Here is a 14,417-nt window from a genome sequence, read left to right as displayed (position 1 = left end):
CTGCGGAGTTGGTGCCATCGCGATCGCTTCACGGCTCCCGGCATCTATTCACCGGAATAGAACCTGTGGGCGTACCGTTGCACGCGTCATGCAACGCTTCGGAACCCTCTCGTTCGGTCATTACGGCCCCCTCGGCGGCGGCAGGCAGCTCAGCGCCGGCGACTCGCTGCATCAGGCGATCGACCTCGCACAGGGCATGGACGACCTCGGCGTGAACGGCGTGTACTTTCGGGTGCACCACTTCGCACGCCAGCAGGCATCACCCATGCCGCTGCTGTCAGCGATCGCGGCGCGCACGAGGCGCATCGAGATGGGCACGGGCGTCATCGACATGCGCTACGAGAACCCGCTGTATCTGGCCGAAGAGGCCGCCGCCGTCGACCTGATCTCCGACGGACGACTCGCACTCGGCGTCAGCCGCGGCTCACCCGAGACCGTCGTCCGCGGCTACGAGGCGTTCGGCTACACGGGGTCGACCGACCCGCGCGGGGCCGACATCGCCCGCGAGCACTTCGACCTGTTCTTGCGCGCCATCGAGGGCGAGGGCCTGGCCGAACGCGACAACCAGAGCCCGTTCGGCGGCGGCACCGGTATGCAGCGCATCGAACCGCACTCCCCCGGCCTGCGCTCGCGCGTGTGGTGGGGCGCCGGCAACCGCGACTCGGCGGAATGGGCGGGCAGGATGGGTGTGAACCTCATGTCGTCGACCCTGCTCACGCAGGCCGACGGTCGCCCGTTCGACATCCTGCAGGCAGAGCAGATCGATGCGTTCCGGGCGTCGTGGAAGGATGCCGGGCACGCCGGCACGCCGCGAGTGTCGGTGAGCCGCTCGGTCTTTCCGATCACGACCGCCGAGGACGAGCTGTACTTCGGCCACAGCCAGGACGGCGACGGCATCGGGGTCATCGACGGCATGCGCTCCACGTTCGGCAAGACGTACGCAGGCGCACCCGACGTGCTCGTTGAGCAGTTGCAGCAGGATGCCGCCGTCATGTCGGCCGACACCCTCATGCTGACGATTCCGTCGCAGTTGGGTGTCGAATTCAACCTGCGCATCGTCGAGTCCTTCGCGACGCACGTCGCCCCCGCGCTCGGCTGGCAGTCCACGCTCGCCTCGGCCTGACGCCCGTCGCCCGTGCGCAACTCCTGAGTTTTCACGCCGCCCGCCCGCGCCGACCGCGAACTCTCGCGGCGCGCGGCAACCGGCATCTCGGAGACTCAGGAGTTGCGCACACGGCCCCGTTGCGACCGAGCGACGGAAGGCGCACCCTGGGTCGATGGGAACCCTCTGCTACACCGCAACCGTCTCAGTCGACGGGTATGTCAACGACGCCGACGGCGATTTCCAGTGGTCGGGACCGGGTGAGGATGTCTTCCGGTTCCACATCGAGCGGATGGCGCCGATCTCCGCCGAAGTGCTCGGGCGCAAGACCTACCAGCTCATGCAGTACTGGGACACCGATCAGGACGACTGGGGTGCCGACGAGCAGGAGTTCGCCGACCGTTGGCGGCGCATCGAGCACGTCGTCGCCTCGTCCACGCTCGCTCCCGGTGACATCACCTCGCCGACTGGTCGTCTCGTCGCCGCGCTCGACCTCGACGCGCTCGCGCAGCTCGTCGCCGACGCAGACGGCGAGATCGAGATCTTCGGGCCGACGACCGCCGCACCGGCGATCCGGGCGGGCATGGTCACCGACTTCCGCTTCTTCATCGTGCCGAAGGTCGTCGGCGGTGGCACGCGCGCGCTGCCCGACGACGTCGATCTGGACCTCGACCTCGTCGAACTCCGCACGTTCGAGAACGGCATCACCCTGCTGCACTACCGCGCCCGGTGACCGCACCGGTCGGACCGCTCCCCTACGGTTGAGGCATGCTGATCGCACCGCTCACCGCATCCGACCGTGCCGACTGGCAACCGCTGTGGGACGCGTATCTGACGTTCTACGAGACCGACCTCGATCCCGCGATCACCGAGACGACGTTCAGCCGTCTGACGACCCCCGGATCCGGCCTGCACGGAGCGATCGCGCGCGATGCGTCGGGCACGGCCGTCGGGCTGGTGCACTGGCTCACCCATCCGGCGACCTGGTCGACGAGCGCCTACTGCTACCTCGAAGACCTCTTCGTCTCGGCCGACGCCCGCGGCGCCGGTGCGGGCGCAGCCCTCATCGAGCACGTGCGAGCATGGGCCGAGCACGACGGTGCGTCGAAGGTCTACTGGCTGACGGCCGAAACCAACGCGACGGCCCGCCGGCTCTATGACCGCGTCGCAGCGCGCACGGGGTTCGTGCACTACCAGATCGCGCTGTGACCGGGCCAATCAGTCGCGCGATGTGGCGTTGACGGCGCCGGAACGCTCCTGGCCTGACAGCGCGGCGATCGCGTCCATCATTCGCGCCGTGATCTCGCGGCGGGCCTTGCCGTCGGCGACTCCGTCGAGATCGGAGAGGTCGAGCGGGGCACCGAATCGCACCTCGAGGCGAGGGCGGCCGGGCAACAGGTGCCCGAAAGGCTTGACGGTGCCCGTCGCGACCAGTCCCACCGGCACCACCTGGGCCCCTGTGTCGCGCGCCATCCACGCCGCACCGCCGTGTCCTTCGTGCAGCTTGCCGTCGCGCGAGCGAGTGCCCTCGGGGAAGACCGCGAACACGCTCCCGGCACGAAGGATGCCGCTGCCCGCCGAAAGCGCCGCACGGGCGTCACGGCCCGTCGAGCGATGCACCGCGACACCGCCGATCGATGTGAAGAACCAGCGGCGGAACCTACCGAGCACACCGGGCCCCGTGAAGTACGCCGACTTGATGAGGAACTGCACCGGCCGAGGCGCCGACGTCGGGATGATGACGGTGTCGAGGGCCGCGAGGTGGTTGCTGGCCAGCAGCACGGGACCGGTGTGCGGCACATGTTCGCGCCCGGTCACCCGTGTCCGGTAGATCAGCCAGAACAGCGGGCGCAGGATCGCACGGCCCGCGAAGTAGACGGCACCGGGTCGCGGGGCGGGCGCGGGTGGCACGACGGCTTCGGTCACTCCGTCACCCTATCCATGCCACAGGCCACGGCCTCCAATGGCACAAGCAACGGCGTCCAATGGCACAGGCCACGGCATCCGCCCCGCTCACTCGCTGACGACCGCCCCGGCACGCAGCACGCCGTCGTGCAGCTCCAGCACGCGGTCGGCGAGCGCGACGATCGAGGGGTCGTGGGTCGACAGCAGCACGGCGACGCCGTCGTCGTGCGCGATGGAGCGGATGAGCTCGATCATCTGCTCGGCCGTGTGCGAGTCGAGCTGGCCGGTCGGCTCATCGGCGAGCAGGATGCGGGGCGATCCGGCGAGTGCACGGGCGATGCCGACGCGCTGCTGCTGCCCGCCCGAGAGTTCTGCTGGGCGCTGCTTGGCGTGTTGGGCGAGTCCGACCCGCTCCAGCAGGTGTGTGACCCGCGCGGCGCGCTCGGACGGGTCGGCGCCCGCGATCCGCAACGGCAGTTCGACGTTCTCCTCGGCCGACAGCGCCGAAATGAGTCCGAACGATTGGAACACGTAGCCGATGTCGTCGCGGCGCACCCGGTCGACGTCCCGCTCGGGCGCCTCGGTGACAACGACGTCTCCCACGCGCACGGTGCCGGTCGTGGCGGGCTGGATGCCGCCCAGCACATGCAGCAGGGTCGTCTTGCCCGCGCCGGAGGGGCCGACGAGCACGACGAACTCTCCCGGTTCGAGGGTGAGCGTCGCCTCGGCGAGGGCGTGCACGTCGCCGGCGGGCGTCTTGTGCACGACGGAGAGCCCGGTGGCGTGCAGCAGCGCGGTCTCAGACATCGTCATGATCCTTCCGTTCGCGGAGGCTCCGGCGCGTGGGCGCGCTCTCGGGAGAGGGCGTTTCGTCTCGCTTCGCTCGCTCAACGACCGGGGACTCCGCCGCGCCGGCCTGCCCCGGCCAGACCCCGACGTGGTCGGGGTTGAGTTCGAGGCGCACCCGGTCGCGCAGCGAGAGGCGCTGCAGGTATTCGCTCGGCAGCTGCATGCGGCCGACCTTGTCGAGCACGACGAACTCTTCGGCCATGGCGTGCTCCTGGCCCTCATCGTCGGTGTGGGTCCAGCGCAGCACTTCGGTCGAGGTGCGACCGTCGCGGATCTGCACGGTGCGCTGCACGTGCTCAGAGACGGCGGGGTCGTGGGTGACGATGAGCGCGGTCGTGCCGAGTTCGCGGTTAACGGATTCGAAGGTGGCGAGCACTTCGGCAGACGCATGCTCGTCGAGGTCGCCGGTGGGCTCGTCGGCCAGCAGCACGCGCGGGTGGTTCGCGAGTGCGACGGCGATCGCGACGCGCTGCTGCTGCCCGCCCGACATCTCTGCGGGGCGGCGGTCGGCGCAGTCGGCGACGCCGGCGAGCTCGAGGAGGTCGCCGGCACGGCCGATGTCTGACCGGTCGCCGCCGATCGCGCGCGCGAGCTGGACGTTCTCGGTCGCAGTCAGATAGGGCAGCAGGTTGCGGGCGGTCTGCTGCCACACGAACCCGACGACCTCGCGCCGGTAGTCGACGCGCTGCCGCGACGAGAGGGCGGTGAGGTCACGCCCGGCGACGGTGGCTTTGCCGGCGGTGGGGGCGTCGAGCGCCGACAGGATCGTCAGCAGCGTCGATTTGCCGGAGCCTGAGGCGCCGACGAGGGCGACGAGTTCGCCGCGTTCGACGAGCAGGTCGAGTCCCTGCAGCGCCTGCACCTCGATGTCGGCGACGGCGAAGATGCGCACGAGGCCTTCGCACACGATGTCTGGTTCGGTCATCAGTCCTCCTCGGTTCGAAGAACGGTTGCAAGTGAGGTCGTCCGCGCCGACAGCACGCCGGCGACGACGGCGAGGCCGAGTGCGAGGGCGACGACGGCGACCAGCACCGCGGTCAGCACCGGGTCGATCACGGGTGCCGGCTGCACCGATCCACCGGTGAAGGGCCGCAGATCGATGGATGCCACGGCCAACAGCGGCAGTGCGGCACCGAGCAGCAGGCCGCCGACGAGCGCCGTCACCCCCAGTGGCGCGAACTCCCACGCGACGATGCCGCGGGCAAGCCTGCGGTCGAGTCCTTGCGTGCGCAGCAGCGCGATCACGCGCGAGCGCGCGTCGCGCGAGACCCCGGCGACCAGCAACAGCGCCAGCACCGAGAGTGCGGCTGCCCCGGCGAGCGCCGACAGCAGGACGACGCGCAGTGCGCTGACGGCGGGCGAGGACCGGATCTCGGCGCTCGAGGCGTCGAGCAGTTGCGTCGCGTGGTTCTGCCCGACGGCGTCGTCGAGAGCTGCGGCGACCGCGGCCGGATCTGCACCGTCGGCCACGTCGACCATCACGACCCTCGGGTGGAAGCCGAAGCCGGTCAGGTCGGTGTAGTCGCTCGCATCGACGAGGACGAAGTTCGTCGACATCGACATGCCGGGGATGCGTTCGATGACGCCGACGATGTCGGCATCGCGTTCGCCGATCGTCGCGGCACCGCCGCCGATCTCATCGGACAGGTCGCGCGAGACGATGATGTCGATCGGATCGGCGCCGGGCTCGATGCGTCCGGCGGGCACCGCCGACACATACCCGCGCTGCACGGCGGCAAGGCCTTCCACCTCGGCGGTGACCACGAGCACGCTCTTGCGGCCGTCGCCTGCTTCGACTGTGAGGTAGTCGCCGCGCTGCACGCCGACGGCGTCCTCGACACCGTCGACACCGCGCAGCCGCTCGATGACGTCGGCCTCGAAGTACGGCCCGGACAGCTGGATGTCGGCGCCGACGTCGCGCTGGGCGGCCACTGCGGCGCCGCGGTCGACGGTCGCGAGCACGATCGATGAAAAGACGGCGATCGCGACGGCGACGAGCATTGCGAGCACTGCCGTCGTGCCTGCCGCGGGGTCGCGCAGGTTGCGCGCGGCGCCGACGAGCGAGACGACCCCACGGCCACGGCGTGCGATCGCGAGGGCCGCGGTGAGCGGCACGAGATGCAGTCGCACGACGACGAGCGCGAGCGCGACGGTCGCGAGCAGCGGCGCCGCCACCACGAGCGGGTCGATGCCCGCGGTCGCGTCGCCGATGCCGCGCACGACCAGCAGCACGACCGCAAGGACTGCGAGCAGCACGACCGTCGCTTCGGTGAGCACCCTCGCCCGACCGTGCGCCCGCGGATCGGCGTCACGCCGTTCGCGCAGGTTCGTGCGCAGCGAGAAGGCGAGCGCGAGTGCAGGGGCGAGGCCGACGAGGACCGCGACGATGGTCGGCAGCGGTCCGGCATCCTCGGGGGTGAGGACAACCCCCGCCGCCGCGCCGACGGCCGCAGCGGGCAGCCCCAGCAGTGCGCCCTCGATGAACAGCAGGCGGCGCAGCCGTGAGGCCGGCGCCCCGCGTGCCGACAGGAGGGCGAGGTCGACGCGTCGACGCCGGATCATGAGGGTGCCGGCCAGCACGATGATCGAGACGGCGACCGCGAGCGGCCCGACGGTCGCGACCGCGAGGATGGCGCCGGCGCTGCCTGCCCGGGCAAGCGAGGTCTGCAGCACGTCGCGCACGTCGGTCTCGAACCGGCCGCGCTGCGTGCCGGTGGTCTCCAGCGGCACGGCGCCGGCGGTCGCACCCCGGACCGCGGACAGCAGGTCTCCGGCATCCGCCTGGAGCGCTCCCTCGCCGTCGACGGGATACCAGGCGACGAGCGACCGGCTCATCTCCCAGATGTTCGTCCAGCCCGCAGGGTTGACCCAGGCGACCGCAGTCGCGGTGGGTCGACGATCGCCGTCGTCGAAGTAGGTGGCGGTCAGTGCAGGTGGCAGGTGCAGCCAGCGTTCGGCGTCGGGATCGACGGCCTCGACGGTGCCGACGAGCCGCATCGTGGGCAACAGCTGCCAGTTCATCGACGCGGGGCGTGCAACCGACATCGGGATGCCGCGTTCCTGCCCGACCGGCCACCCCATCCGCTCCGCGGCGTCGACCGCGAGCACGATCTCGATCGGTTCTCCGGAGTCGGGCTGCCCCTCTGGTACGCCACCGGGATCAGTCCATGCCGACGGCCACGCTCCGTCGACGAGCTCGAGGTGCGAGGTCGCGGCCGGTTCGGCGAGCAGTTGCACGACCGACAGCGGATCGTCGGCGGGGATCTGCCACGGCACAACCATGACGGGGTCTTCGACGACGTAGAACTCGCCTTCACCGGCGAGCCCTGCCAGCGCCGGGTCGAAGTCGGCCCGATGGTCGGCGAGCGCCTGCCCCACTGCACCGAGTTCGTCCGCGGCACCGTCGTCCCAGCGCTCGACAACGGCGGGGTCGTCGGCCGCGCCACCCATGATGCCGCCCAGCACCTCGACCGTGAGGTCGCGCGAGGTCGGCGCGATGCCGTCGATCTGATGGGCGACCTCGGCGCGCTCCACCGCCACGAGCGCACGCGGCGCAGCGGCGATCACGAACGCGGCCACGGTGACCAGCACGACGATGACGAGGGCGGCGCTGCGCGGTGTCGCGAGGCGACGTCGCAGCAGGTGGAACAGTCCGGGCGAACGTGTCATTCGTCCTCCCGCAGCGCATGGGCGAGGTCCGTGGGCGCCCTCACCGACAGGGCGATCGCGCCGAACAAGGCGACGACGACCACCACCATGACGATCATCGGCACGGGCGGCACGACCAGCGAGACCGTCACATCGTCGGGCAGTCTGCCGTACGCGATGCGGACGAGGGATGGCACCACCAGCACCGCGGTGACGATGCCCGCGAGCACGCCACTGACGACCCCGAGCACCACGGTCGCGAGATCTTCACGCGCCCGCACGCGGGCCGCGCCCCGGCGACCGAGACCCAGCAAGGCCAACATCGCGAGTTCGCGCGAGTCATCGCGGCGCCGCGAGCGACGCAACAAGAGCACCGTGACTGCGAGCAGCGCGGCCGCCCCGGCGGCGAGCAGCAGCGAGAGCGCGGCGCCGGACGCCTTGGCGTCGGCACGGGGATCGGCCACGATCGGGCGCACCCCCGGAAAGGCCGATTCGACCGCGACGGCAGTCGCTGCCGGCTGCTGGGTCGCGAGCCACACCTCGTTGGGTGGAGCCTGGTCGGCGCCGGCGACCATGAGCGCCGGCAGATCGACCACGACACCCTGCCCCGTGGGGGTGCCCGGCAGGAGCGCCGTGATGCCGGCGAGTTCGAAGTCGGCGTCGAGGGTCGGCTGCGTCAGCGGCAACGTGAAGGTATCGCCGACCTCGAGCCCGAGATCGGCGGCGAGACGCTCGGTGACGACCGCGGGCAGCACGCTCACCGCGCCCGGCGCGACGACATGCATGGGTGCCGCGTCGAAGACGATCGCGGTCTCGCGGAGCACCAACGTCGCCCCGTCGACGGCGACATCCGCGGTCGTCGTCGCCGACGGGGCGAACCCGGCCAGGTCGAGGGTCGAACCGCCCGACGATGCGGCGACACGAACATCGTCATCCGCCGCGAAGTCGAGGAATCCGACCTGTATCGCCGCGAGCCGCCACGTGCCCTCCGGTGGCGTCAGCGAAGCCTCGAGCCGCTCACTGGTGGGGTATTCGACGATGCCGCCTCCTCTCCCTGCCTGCTCCGCGTTGGCCGCGTACCCGGTCCAGATCGACCCGTGCTCGTCGATGAGGGTCGGCGTCACGAAGACAGGTGCGTAGACCTCGATCGGATCATTCCCCTCCCCGAAGTCCCACACGCCCAGCGACGGCACGGTGAGCGCCAGTTCGAGATCGGCACCGGTCAGCGGCACGCCGAACTGTTCGACTGCGACGAGCTCACCGATGCGTTCGGGGTCGATCAGGCCGCCGATGTCAGACATGACCTCGCCCAGGGTCGCCGATTGTGCAGCCAGCACCGTGACGCGCTGGTCGCGCGTGCGCGAGAGCACGCTGCGCGCGGTCATCGCGGCATCCGCATCGGCCGTCGCGATGAGCTCTGCCAGCGACACATCGGCGGGGATCGTCGACACCCGCACGTCCGTACCGACACGCACGTCTTCGGGCGTGCGGCCGAGCGCACCGACGGAGCCCTGGTAGGTGATCCCGACGGTGAGCGCACCGACCGTGAAGGCCACCAGGATCAGCGAGAGACCGTGCCGCGCGGGCCGACGTGAGGCCAACCGGAGCGGTGTGACGGGGTGGATGCCGCGGACGCCCGCCGTGGCGGCGGCGACGAGGCGCTCCACGGGTGTCGTCAGCAGCAGGGCCATCGCCGCCACGAGCAGCAGGACGAGTGCGGGCGCGACGGCGACGATCGGGTCGAGCACGAGGGAGCCGTCGCTTCGGACGACATACGGGTCACCGGTCTGCGCGAACTGCCATGCCGCGACGCCCGTGACCACCGCCCCGAGCACGACTGCCGAGATCAGCGCGGCAACACGCGCCCTCGTCGTGCGGCTGTCGGCGACGCGCCGCGTGGAGATGGCAGCGACGATGGATGCCACCACTGTCGATCCGGCGATTGCGGCCACCGGCAGCAGCCATCCTGCGCGCACCCCGAGGAGCGCACCGATCCCGAGCGCGACGAGCACACCGATCGCGCCGGCAACGAACGCGACGGCTGCCGCTTCGAGGGCCGCACTGCCGCCGAGTGAGCGTGCGCGTGCCCCGCGGGCGCGCAGCAGCTGCAGTTCGAGGCGTCTGGCGCGGGCCGGTTCGACCGCGACAGCGGCGACGACGACCCCGACGATGACGATGAGCAGCGCCAGCGAGATGGCGGCAGGTCCCCGCCCCTGTTCGATGTCGGCCTCGATCGTGGCGAGCAGATCGCGCAACGGGCCCGACACCTGCACGCGGGCATCGACCGCGTCGCCGACGTCGGAGCCGATCTCGGCGAGCGCGGCGCGCGCGGCGCCGACGCCTTCTCCGGTGATGCCGGGCGCCGTCGTGACGGCGATCGCGCCGTCTTCGACGGTGACGACCAGTGCGTCACCGGCGCCCCGCGCCGCGATCGAGTCAGCGGCCGCAGCGGCGAGCATCTCCTGGTCGACCGCTTCGTTCGGCGTGAGGACGGCGCTGATCGATCCGCCGGCCGCCTGCAGCGCGGCGCGCACTTCGACGGCTTCGATGGCCCGCACCGTGATGACCGATCCGAGCAGGACTGCGACCGAGACGGCGACCACGACGGCGAGCGCGAGCAGGGGTGCTGCCGCATCGCGGGCGCGCGCCCACGCGAATCGAGGCCACCCGATCACTGTGCCTCCCCGCGCATATGGGCACCCTATCCGAGGGCGTGCAGGAGACTCACAGGTTGTGGTCTGACCACAGACGATTTCTGCGCGATAATGGGTGTGTGACCACTGTCCGCCCCACCGCATGCAGCGCCATCTCGAGCGCATCGAGGGTAGAGATCCTGCACCTCGTGCAGCAGCGCGCGCGGCGGACCTTGGCCGAGTTGACCGATGCGACGGGGTTGCACGCCAACACGGTTCGCGAGCACGTGCAACGGCTCATCGACGACGGCTACATGGTCGCCGAACCCGAGCGGCGCACGACCCGGGGTCGCCCCCGCGTGCTCTACAGCGCCGCCACCGACACGCCGAGCGACGTGCAGGCTCGGCGCGTGGCGGCTGCGGCCGAGCGCGGCGATCTCATGCGGCGGGTACTGCCGGCGACGTCGCCGACGCATCTGGACACCGACGCGCTGCACCAGATCGATGCGATCGTCGAAGACCTCATGGATGCCGGATTCGACCCGATCGTCGACGAAGACGAACTGACGATCGACCTCACGCCCTGCGCCCACGCCGCGGCGCAGGCCGAGCACCGCGAGCTGCTCTGCCGCGTGCATCTGGGCCTCATGCAGGGGGTGCTCGATGCCGCCGGCGGGCCACTGTCGGTCGACGGCATGCGCTCGTCGTGCGATCCGGAGCAGTGCGTCGTGCAGCTCATGCTCGCGGAGCGGGCGACGAAGGTCGCGTCGGATCAGCCTGCGGCCTGACCGACTCGAGCTCCACCCGCACGCGCTCCGCGCCACTGTAGAGGTTCAGCGTCTCACCGCGCACGAACCCGGCGAGGGTCATGCCGGTCGCCCGCGCCAGGTCGACGGCGAGCGAAGACGGCGCCGACACGGCCGACAGCAGGGGGATGCCGGCCATTGCGGCCTTCTGCACGAGTTCGAAGCTCGCGCGACCCGACACCTGCAGCACCGTTCGTCGCAGCGGCAGCATCCCCGCCGACAACGCCCAGCCGATCACCTTGTCGACGGCGTTGTGGCGGCCGACGTCTTCACGAGCGACGAGGAGGTCGCCGCGCTCGTCGAACAGGGCGGCGGCGTGCAGGCCACCGGTCTTGTCGAACACGGTCTGCTCCGCTCGCAACCGGTCGGGAAGTGTCGCGAGCAGCGCCGCGTCGACCTCGAGGTCGTCACCGGCGAGGACGTACCGGCTCGAGGTGCGCACGGCATCGATCGAGTCCTTGCCGCAGACACCGCACGCGCTGGAGACGGTGAACGACCGGTCGCGACGCGGGGGCTCGACGCCAGGCCCGAGCGTGACATCGAGCACGTTGTAGGTGTTGTCGGCACCGCCGGTGCCGGGGCCGCCGCAGTGGATGGCGGCGGCGAGATCGCCCGCCGCGGTGATCACGCCCTCGGCGGCAAGGAAGCCCGCGGCCAGTTCGACGTCGTGCCCCGGCGTGCGCATCGTGACGACGTAGGGCTGCCCGCCGAGCCGGATCTCGAGCGGCTCTTCGACCGCGAGGACGTCAGCGCGCCTGGTGGCCCCGTCGCCGATGCGAACGCGGACGACAGGAGTTCGCGCCGTGATGCGGCCCATCTCAGATCACGTCCCTCCCCCATTGCAGGCCGCCCGCCCATTGCGGGGGTAAACCGTCGTTCGAGCGTAGTCCGCATTTGTCACGGCCCGGGCCGTCGCGCGGGCTCGCGCGACTCGGTAGCGTGACCTTCAGACGCTCGAAAGGACCTGCGCCGGTCCTCCCCGGCGCGCTCGAAAGGACCCGCGATGGACTTTCTCGATCCGCTGCTGCTGGCCCGCTGGCAGTTCGGTCTCACGACGCTCTATCACTACCTGTTCGTGCCGCTGACGCTCGGCATGGCGCTGGTCGCCGCGATCTTCCAGACCGTGTGGCACCGCACCGGCGACATCCGCTGGCTGCAGCTGACACGACTGTTCGGCAAGATCTTCCTGATCAACTTCGCGATGGGCGTCGTCACCGGCATCGTGCAGGAGTTCCAGTTCGGCATGAACTGGTCGGCGTACTCCCGGTTCACCGGCGACATCTTCGGCGCACCGCTGGCCTTCGAGGGCCTGCTCGCCTTCTTCTTCGAGGCCACGTTCATCGGGCTGTGGATCTTCGGGTGGGACCGACTCCCCCGCATCCTGCACCTGCTGTCGATCTGGATGGTCGTGGTCGGCTCGACCCTGTCGGCCTACTTCATCCTCGCCGCCAACGCGTTCATGCAGAACCCGGTCGGCTACACCCTCAACGCCGAGACCGGGCGGGCCGAGCTCACCGACTTTGTGGCGGTGCTCACCAATCCGGTGGTGCTCGCCGCGTTCCCGCACACGATCTTCGCGGCGTGGATGTTCGCCGCGGCCGTCGTGATCGCCGTGTCGGCGTGGCACCTCAGCCGCGGACAGCACTTCGAGCCGATGCGCAAGTCGCTGCGGTTCGGCATGTGGTTCATGATCGTCTCGTTCGCCGGCGTCGCCCTCAGCGGCGACCAGCTGAGCCTGGTGATGGTGGAGACACAGCCGATGAAGATGGCCGCCGCCGAAGCGCTGTGGAACACGGCCTGCGGAGCGGATGCGTCCTTCTCGATCTTCTCGATCGGCACCCCCGACGGCACCGAGGAGATCTGGTCGCTGCGGGTGCCGTATCTGCTGTCGTTCCTGTCGACGCAGACGTTCGACGGGTGTGTGGAAGGCCTCAACGATCTGCAGGCCGAGTACACCGAGATGTTCGGCGGCGGCGTCGACTACATGCCGGTCATCTGGGTCACGTACTGGTCGTTCCGCTGGATGATCGGCCTGGGTGGGGCCGCGACCCTCGTCGCCGTCGCGGGTCTCTGGGTCACGCGCAAGAACGCGAAGCGCCCCGTGGCGAAGTGGATGTGGAAGGTCGCGATCTGGGCGGCGCCGCTGCCGCTGCTGGGCAACCTCGTCGGCTGGGTGTTCACCGAGATGGGCCGCCAGCCGTGGATCGTGTTCAGCCTCATGCTCACCGAGGACGGTGTCTCGCCGTCGGTGCCGGGCTGGCAGGTGCTCACTTCGCTCATCGCCTTCACCCTCACCTACGCCGCGCTCGCGGTCGTGGAGTTCGGCCTCATCCTCAAAGCCGCCCAGAAGGGGCCAGAAGAGGTCACCGAGCCCGGCTCGAAAGCCGACGCACCCGACGAACTGCCGACGACGGTCTACTAGGAGCACACCATGGATCTCGCCTACCTCTGGTTCTTCATCGTCGGAGTGCTCTTCGTCGGCTACTTCGTGCTCGACGGGTTCGATTTCGGCGTCGGCATGTCGCTCCCCTTCCTCGGCAAAGATGAGGTGTCGCGCCGCCAGGTCATCAACACGATCGGCCCCGTGTGGGACCTCAACGAAACGTGGGTCATCGTCGCCGGCGCGTGCCTGTTCGCCGCGTTCCCGGAGTGGTACGCGACCCTGTTCAGCGGGTTCTACCTGCCGCTGCTGGTGATTCTGCTCGCCCTCATCGCCCGCGGCGTCTCGTTCGAGTACCGCCATCAGCGCGACTCGCTGCGCTGGAAGCGGGGCTTCGACCGGATGATCTTCTGGGGTTCGGTGCTGCCGGCGCTGCTGTGGGGCGTCGCCGTCGGCAACATCGTGCAGGGCGTGCCGCTGGATGCCGACCACGAGTTCACCGGCACCGTGCTCACCCTCTTGAACCCCTACGGCCTGTGGGTCGGCGCGACCACGCTGCTGCTGTTCTGGCTGCACGGCGTGTACTTCATCGGGCTGAAGACCGACGGGCCGGTGCACGACGGCGCGCAGGCGCTCGGCAAGAAGCTCGCGATCCCCGCGGTGCTCTTCGCCGCCGGCACCGTGGTGTGGACCATCGTCATCGCCGCGGGCCGCGAGGCGCCGCTGCTGTGGGCGGTCATCGTGTGCGGTGCGATCGCGGCGGTGGCACTGCTGGCATCCGTCGCCCTGAACTGGGTCGACAAGGACGGCAAGGCCTTCGCCGCGGGCGCCGTGACGATCGTGTTCGCCGTGCTCACGCTGTGGCTGGCGCTGTTCCCCTACGTCATGCCGTCGTCGGGTGACCCGGCCGGGAGCCTCACGATCGAGAACGCGTCGAGCACCGACTACACCCTCACGATCATGAGCTGGGCCGCACTCATCTTCTTGCCGCTCGTGCTGCTGTACCAGGGCTGGACGTATTGGGTGTTCCGCAAACGTGTCACCCGCGCCCGCATCGAGCAGGCCGAGGCCGTCGCCCACTGACCTCGTCCGTC

The 14,417-nt window shown here is 70.2% G+C and carries 12 protein-coding genes; 6 read left to right on the top strand and 6 right to left on the bottom strand.

What is annotated here, in order from left to right:
• The first annotated feature begins 88 nt into the window (after positions 1 to 88).
• From ACSF8R_RS00885 to ACSF8R_RS00875, 3 genes are all read left to right on the top strand, one after another.
• Positions 89 to 1,123: an LLM class flavin-dependent oxidoreductase gene (locus tag ACSF8R_RS00885; protein ID WP_434809959.1), complete on the top strand. Its 1,035-nt coding sequence runs from the start codon at positions 89 to 91 to the stop codon at positions 1,121 to 1,123.
• A 154-nt stretch (positions 1,124 to 1,277) separates the two neighbouring features.
• Positions 1,278 to 1,835, top strand: a complete 558-nt coding sequence (locus ACSF8R_RS00880) for a dihydrofolate reductase family protein (RefSeq protein WP_434809958.1) — start codon at positions 1,278 to 1,280, stop codon at positions 1,833 to 1,835.
• A 35-nt stretch (positions 1,836 to 1,870) separates the two neighbouring features.
• Positions 1,871 to 2,311, top strand: a complete 441-nt coding sequence (locus tag ACSF8R_RS00875) for a GNAT family N-acetyltransferase (protein ID WP_434809957.1) — start codon at positions 1,871 to 1,873, stop codon at positions 2,309 to 2,311.
• A gap of 9 nt (positions 2,312 to 2,320) precedes the next feature.
• Here ACSF8R_RS00875 and ACSF8R_RS00870 read toward each other — a convergent pair whose 3' ends face one another.
• The 5 genes from ACSF8R_RS00870 to ACSF8R_RS00850 all read right to left on the bottom strand — a co-directional run bounded on the left by ACSF8R_RS00870 (position 2,321) and on the right by ACSF8R_RS00850 (position 10,179).
• On the bottom strand, positions 2,321 to 3,028 hold the full coding sequence (locus ACSF8R_RS00870) for a lysophospholipid acyltransferase family protein (protein ID WP_434809956.1): 708 nt from the start codon (positions 3,026 to 3,028) through the stop codon (positions 2,321 to 2,323).
• 87 nt (positions 3,029 to 3,115) lie between these two features.
• The gene (locus ACSF8R_RS00865; RefSeq protein WP_434809955.1) at positions 3,116 to 3,814 is read right to left on the bottom strand and encodes an ABC transporter ATP-binding protein; all 699 of its coding nucleotides are present in this window, start codon (positions 3,812 to 3,814) and stop codon (positions 3,116 to 3,118) included.
• Positions 3,807 to 4,781, bottom strand: a complete 975-nt coding sequence (locus tag ACSF8R_RS00860; protein ID WP_434809954.1) for an ABC transporter ATP-binding protein — start codon at positions 4,779 to 4,781, stop codon at positions 3,807 to 3,809. The genes ACSF8R_RS00865 and ACSF8R_RS00860 overlap by 8 nt, the downstream gene beginning before the upstream one ends.
• Positions 4,781 to 7,525: an FtsX-like permease family protein gene (locus tag ACSF8R_RS00855; protein ID WP_434809953.1), complete on the bottom strand. Its 2,745-nt coding sequence runs from the start codon at positions 7,523 to 7,525 to the stop codon at positions 4,781 to 4,783. The genes ACSF8R_RS00860 and ACSF8R_RS00855 overlap by 1 nt, the downstream gene beginning before the upstream one ends.
• Positions 7,522 to 10,179 carry an FtsX-like permease family protein gene (locus tag ACSF8R_RS00850; protein ID WP_434809952.1) on the bottom strand — a complete coding sequence of 886 codons (2,658 nt, stop codon included), beginning with the start codon at positions 10,177 to 10,179 and terminating at the stop codon, positions 7,522 to 7,524. The genes ACSF8R_RS00855 and ACSF8R_RS00850 overlap by 4 nt, the downstream gene beginning before the upstream one ends.
• A 98-nt stretch (positions 10,180 to 10,277) precedes the next feature.
• Here ACSF8R_RS00850 and ACSF8R_RS00845 point away from each other — a divergent pair, with 98 nt between their 5' ends.
• A complete protein-coding gene (locus ACSF8R_RS00845; protein WP_434809951.1) occupies positions 10,278 to 10,925 on the top strand; it encodes a winged helix-turn-helix transcriptional regulator in 648 nt (215 codons plus the stop codon).
• On the opposite strand, the gene fdhD is transcribed toward ACSF8R_RS00845, so the two are convergent.
• Complete coding sequence (gene fdhD / locus ACSF8R_RS00840) at positions 10,873 to 11,760, bottom strand: formate dehydrogenase accessory sulfurtransferase FdhD (RefSeq protein WP_434809950.1); 888 nt, start codon at positions 11,758 to 11,760, stop codon at positions 10,873 to 10,875. The genes ACSF8R_RS00845 and fdhD overlap by 53 nt on opposite strands.
• 186 nt (positions 11,761 to 11,946) lie before the next feature.
• Here fdhD and ACSF8R_RS00835 point away from each other — a divergent pair, with 186 nt between their 5' ends.
• Together ACSF8R_RS00835 and cydB are read left to right on the top strand one after the other, a co-directional pair.
• On the top strand, positions 11,947 to 13,365 hold the full coding sequence (locus ACSF8R_RS00835) for a cytochrome ubiquinol oxidase subunit I (RefSeq protein ID WP_434809949.1): 1,419 nt from the start codon (positions 11,947 to 11,949) through the stop codon (positions 13,363 to 13,365).
• A 9-nt stretch (positions 13,366 to 13,374) separates the two neighbouring features.
• Complete coding sequence (gene cydB / locus ACSF8R_RS00830; protein ID WP_434809948.1) at positions 13,375 to 14,406, top strand: cytochrome d ubiquinol oxidase subunit II; 1,032 nt, start codon at positions 13,375 to 13,377, stop codon at positions 14,404 to 14,406.
• Positions 14,407 to 14,417 lie beyond the last annotated feature (11 nt).

This window comes from Microbacterium sp. bgisy189 (genome assembly GCF_965345345.1).
Taxonomy (GTDB): domain Bacteria; phylum Actinomycetota; class Actinomycetes; order Actinomycetales; family Microbacteriaceae; genus Microbacterium.
The sequence above is the reverse complement of the archived record's forward strand: the minus strand, read 5'-3'. Positions and strand labels throughout refer to the sequence as shown.

What these genes read in the sequence shown, in the direction of transcription:
- ACSF8R_RS00875 (WP_434809957.1), top strand. Translation starts at nt 1,871, where the DNA reads ATGCTGATCGCACCGCTCACCGCATCCGACCGTGCCGACTGGCAACCG.
- ACSF8R_RS00855 (WP_434809953.1), bottom strand. Translation starts at nt 7,525, where the DNA reads ATGACACGTTCGCCCGGACTGTTCCACCTGCTGCGACGTCGCCTCGCG.
- ACSF8R_RS00885 (WP_434809959.1), top strand. Translation starts at nt 89, where the DNA reads ATGCAACGCTTCGGAACCCTCTCGTTCGGTCATTACGGCCCCCTCGGC.
- ACSF8R_RS00880 (WP_434809958.1), top strand. Translation starts at nt 1,278, where the DNA reads ATGGGAACCCTCTGCTACACCGCAACCGTCTCAGTCGACGGGTATGTC.
- ACSF8R_RS00865 (WP_434809955.1), bottom strand. Translation starts at nt 3,814, where the DNA reads ATGTCTGAGACCGCGCTGCTGCACGCCACCGGGCTCTCCGTCGTGCAC.
- ACSF8R_RS00835 (WP_434809949.1), top strand. Translation starts at nt 11,947, where the DNA reads ATGGACTTTCTCGATCCGCTGCTGCTGGCCCGCTGGCAGTTCGGTCTC.
- fdhD (WP_434809950.1), bottom strand. Translation starts at nt 11,760, where the DNA reads ATGGGCCGCATCACGGCGCGAACTCCTGTCGTCCGCGTTCGCATCGGC.
- ACSF8R_RS00860 (WP_434809954.1), bottom strand. Translation starts at nt 4,781, where the DNA reads ATGACCGAACCAGACATCGTGTGCGAAGGCCTCGTGCGCATCTTCGCC.
- cydB (WP_434809948.1), top strand. Translation starts at nt 13,375, where the DNA reads ATGGATCTCGCCTACCTCTGGTTCTTCATCGTCGGAGTGCTCTTCGTC.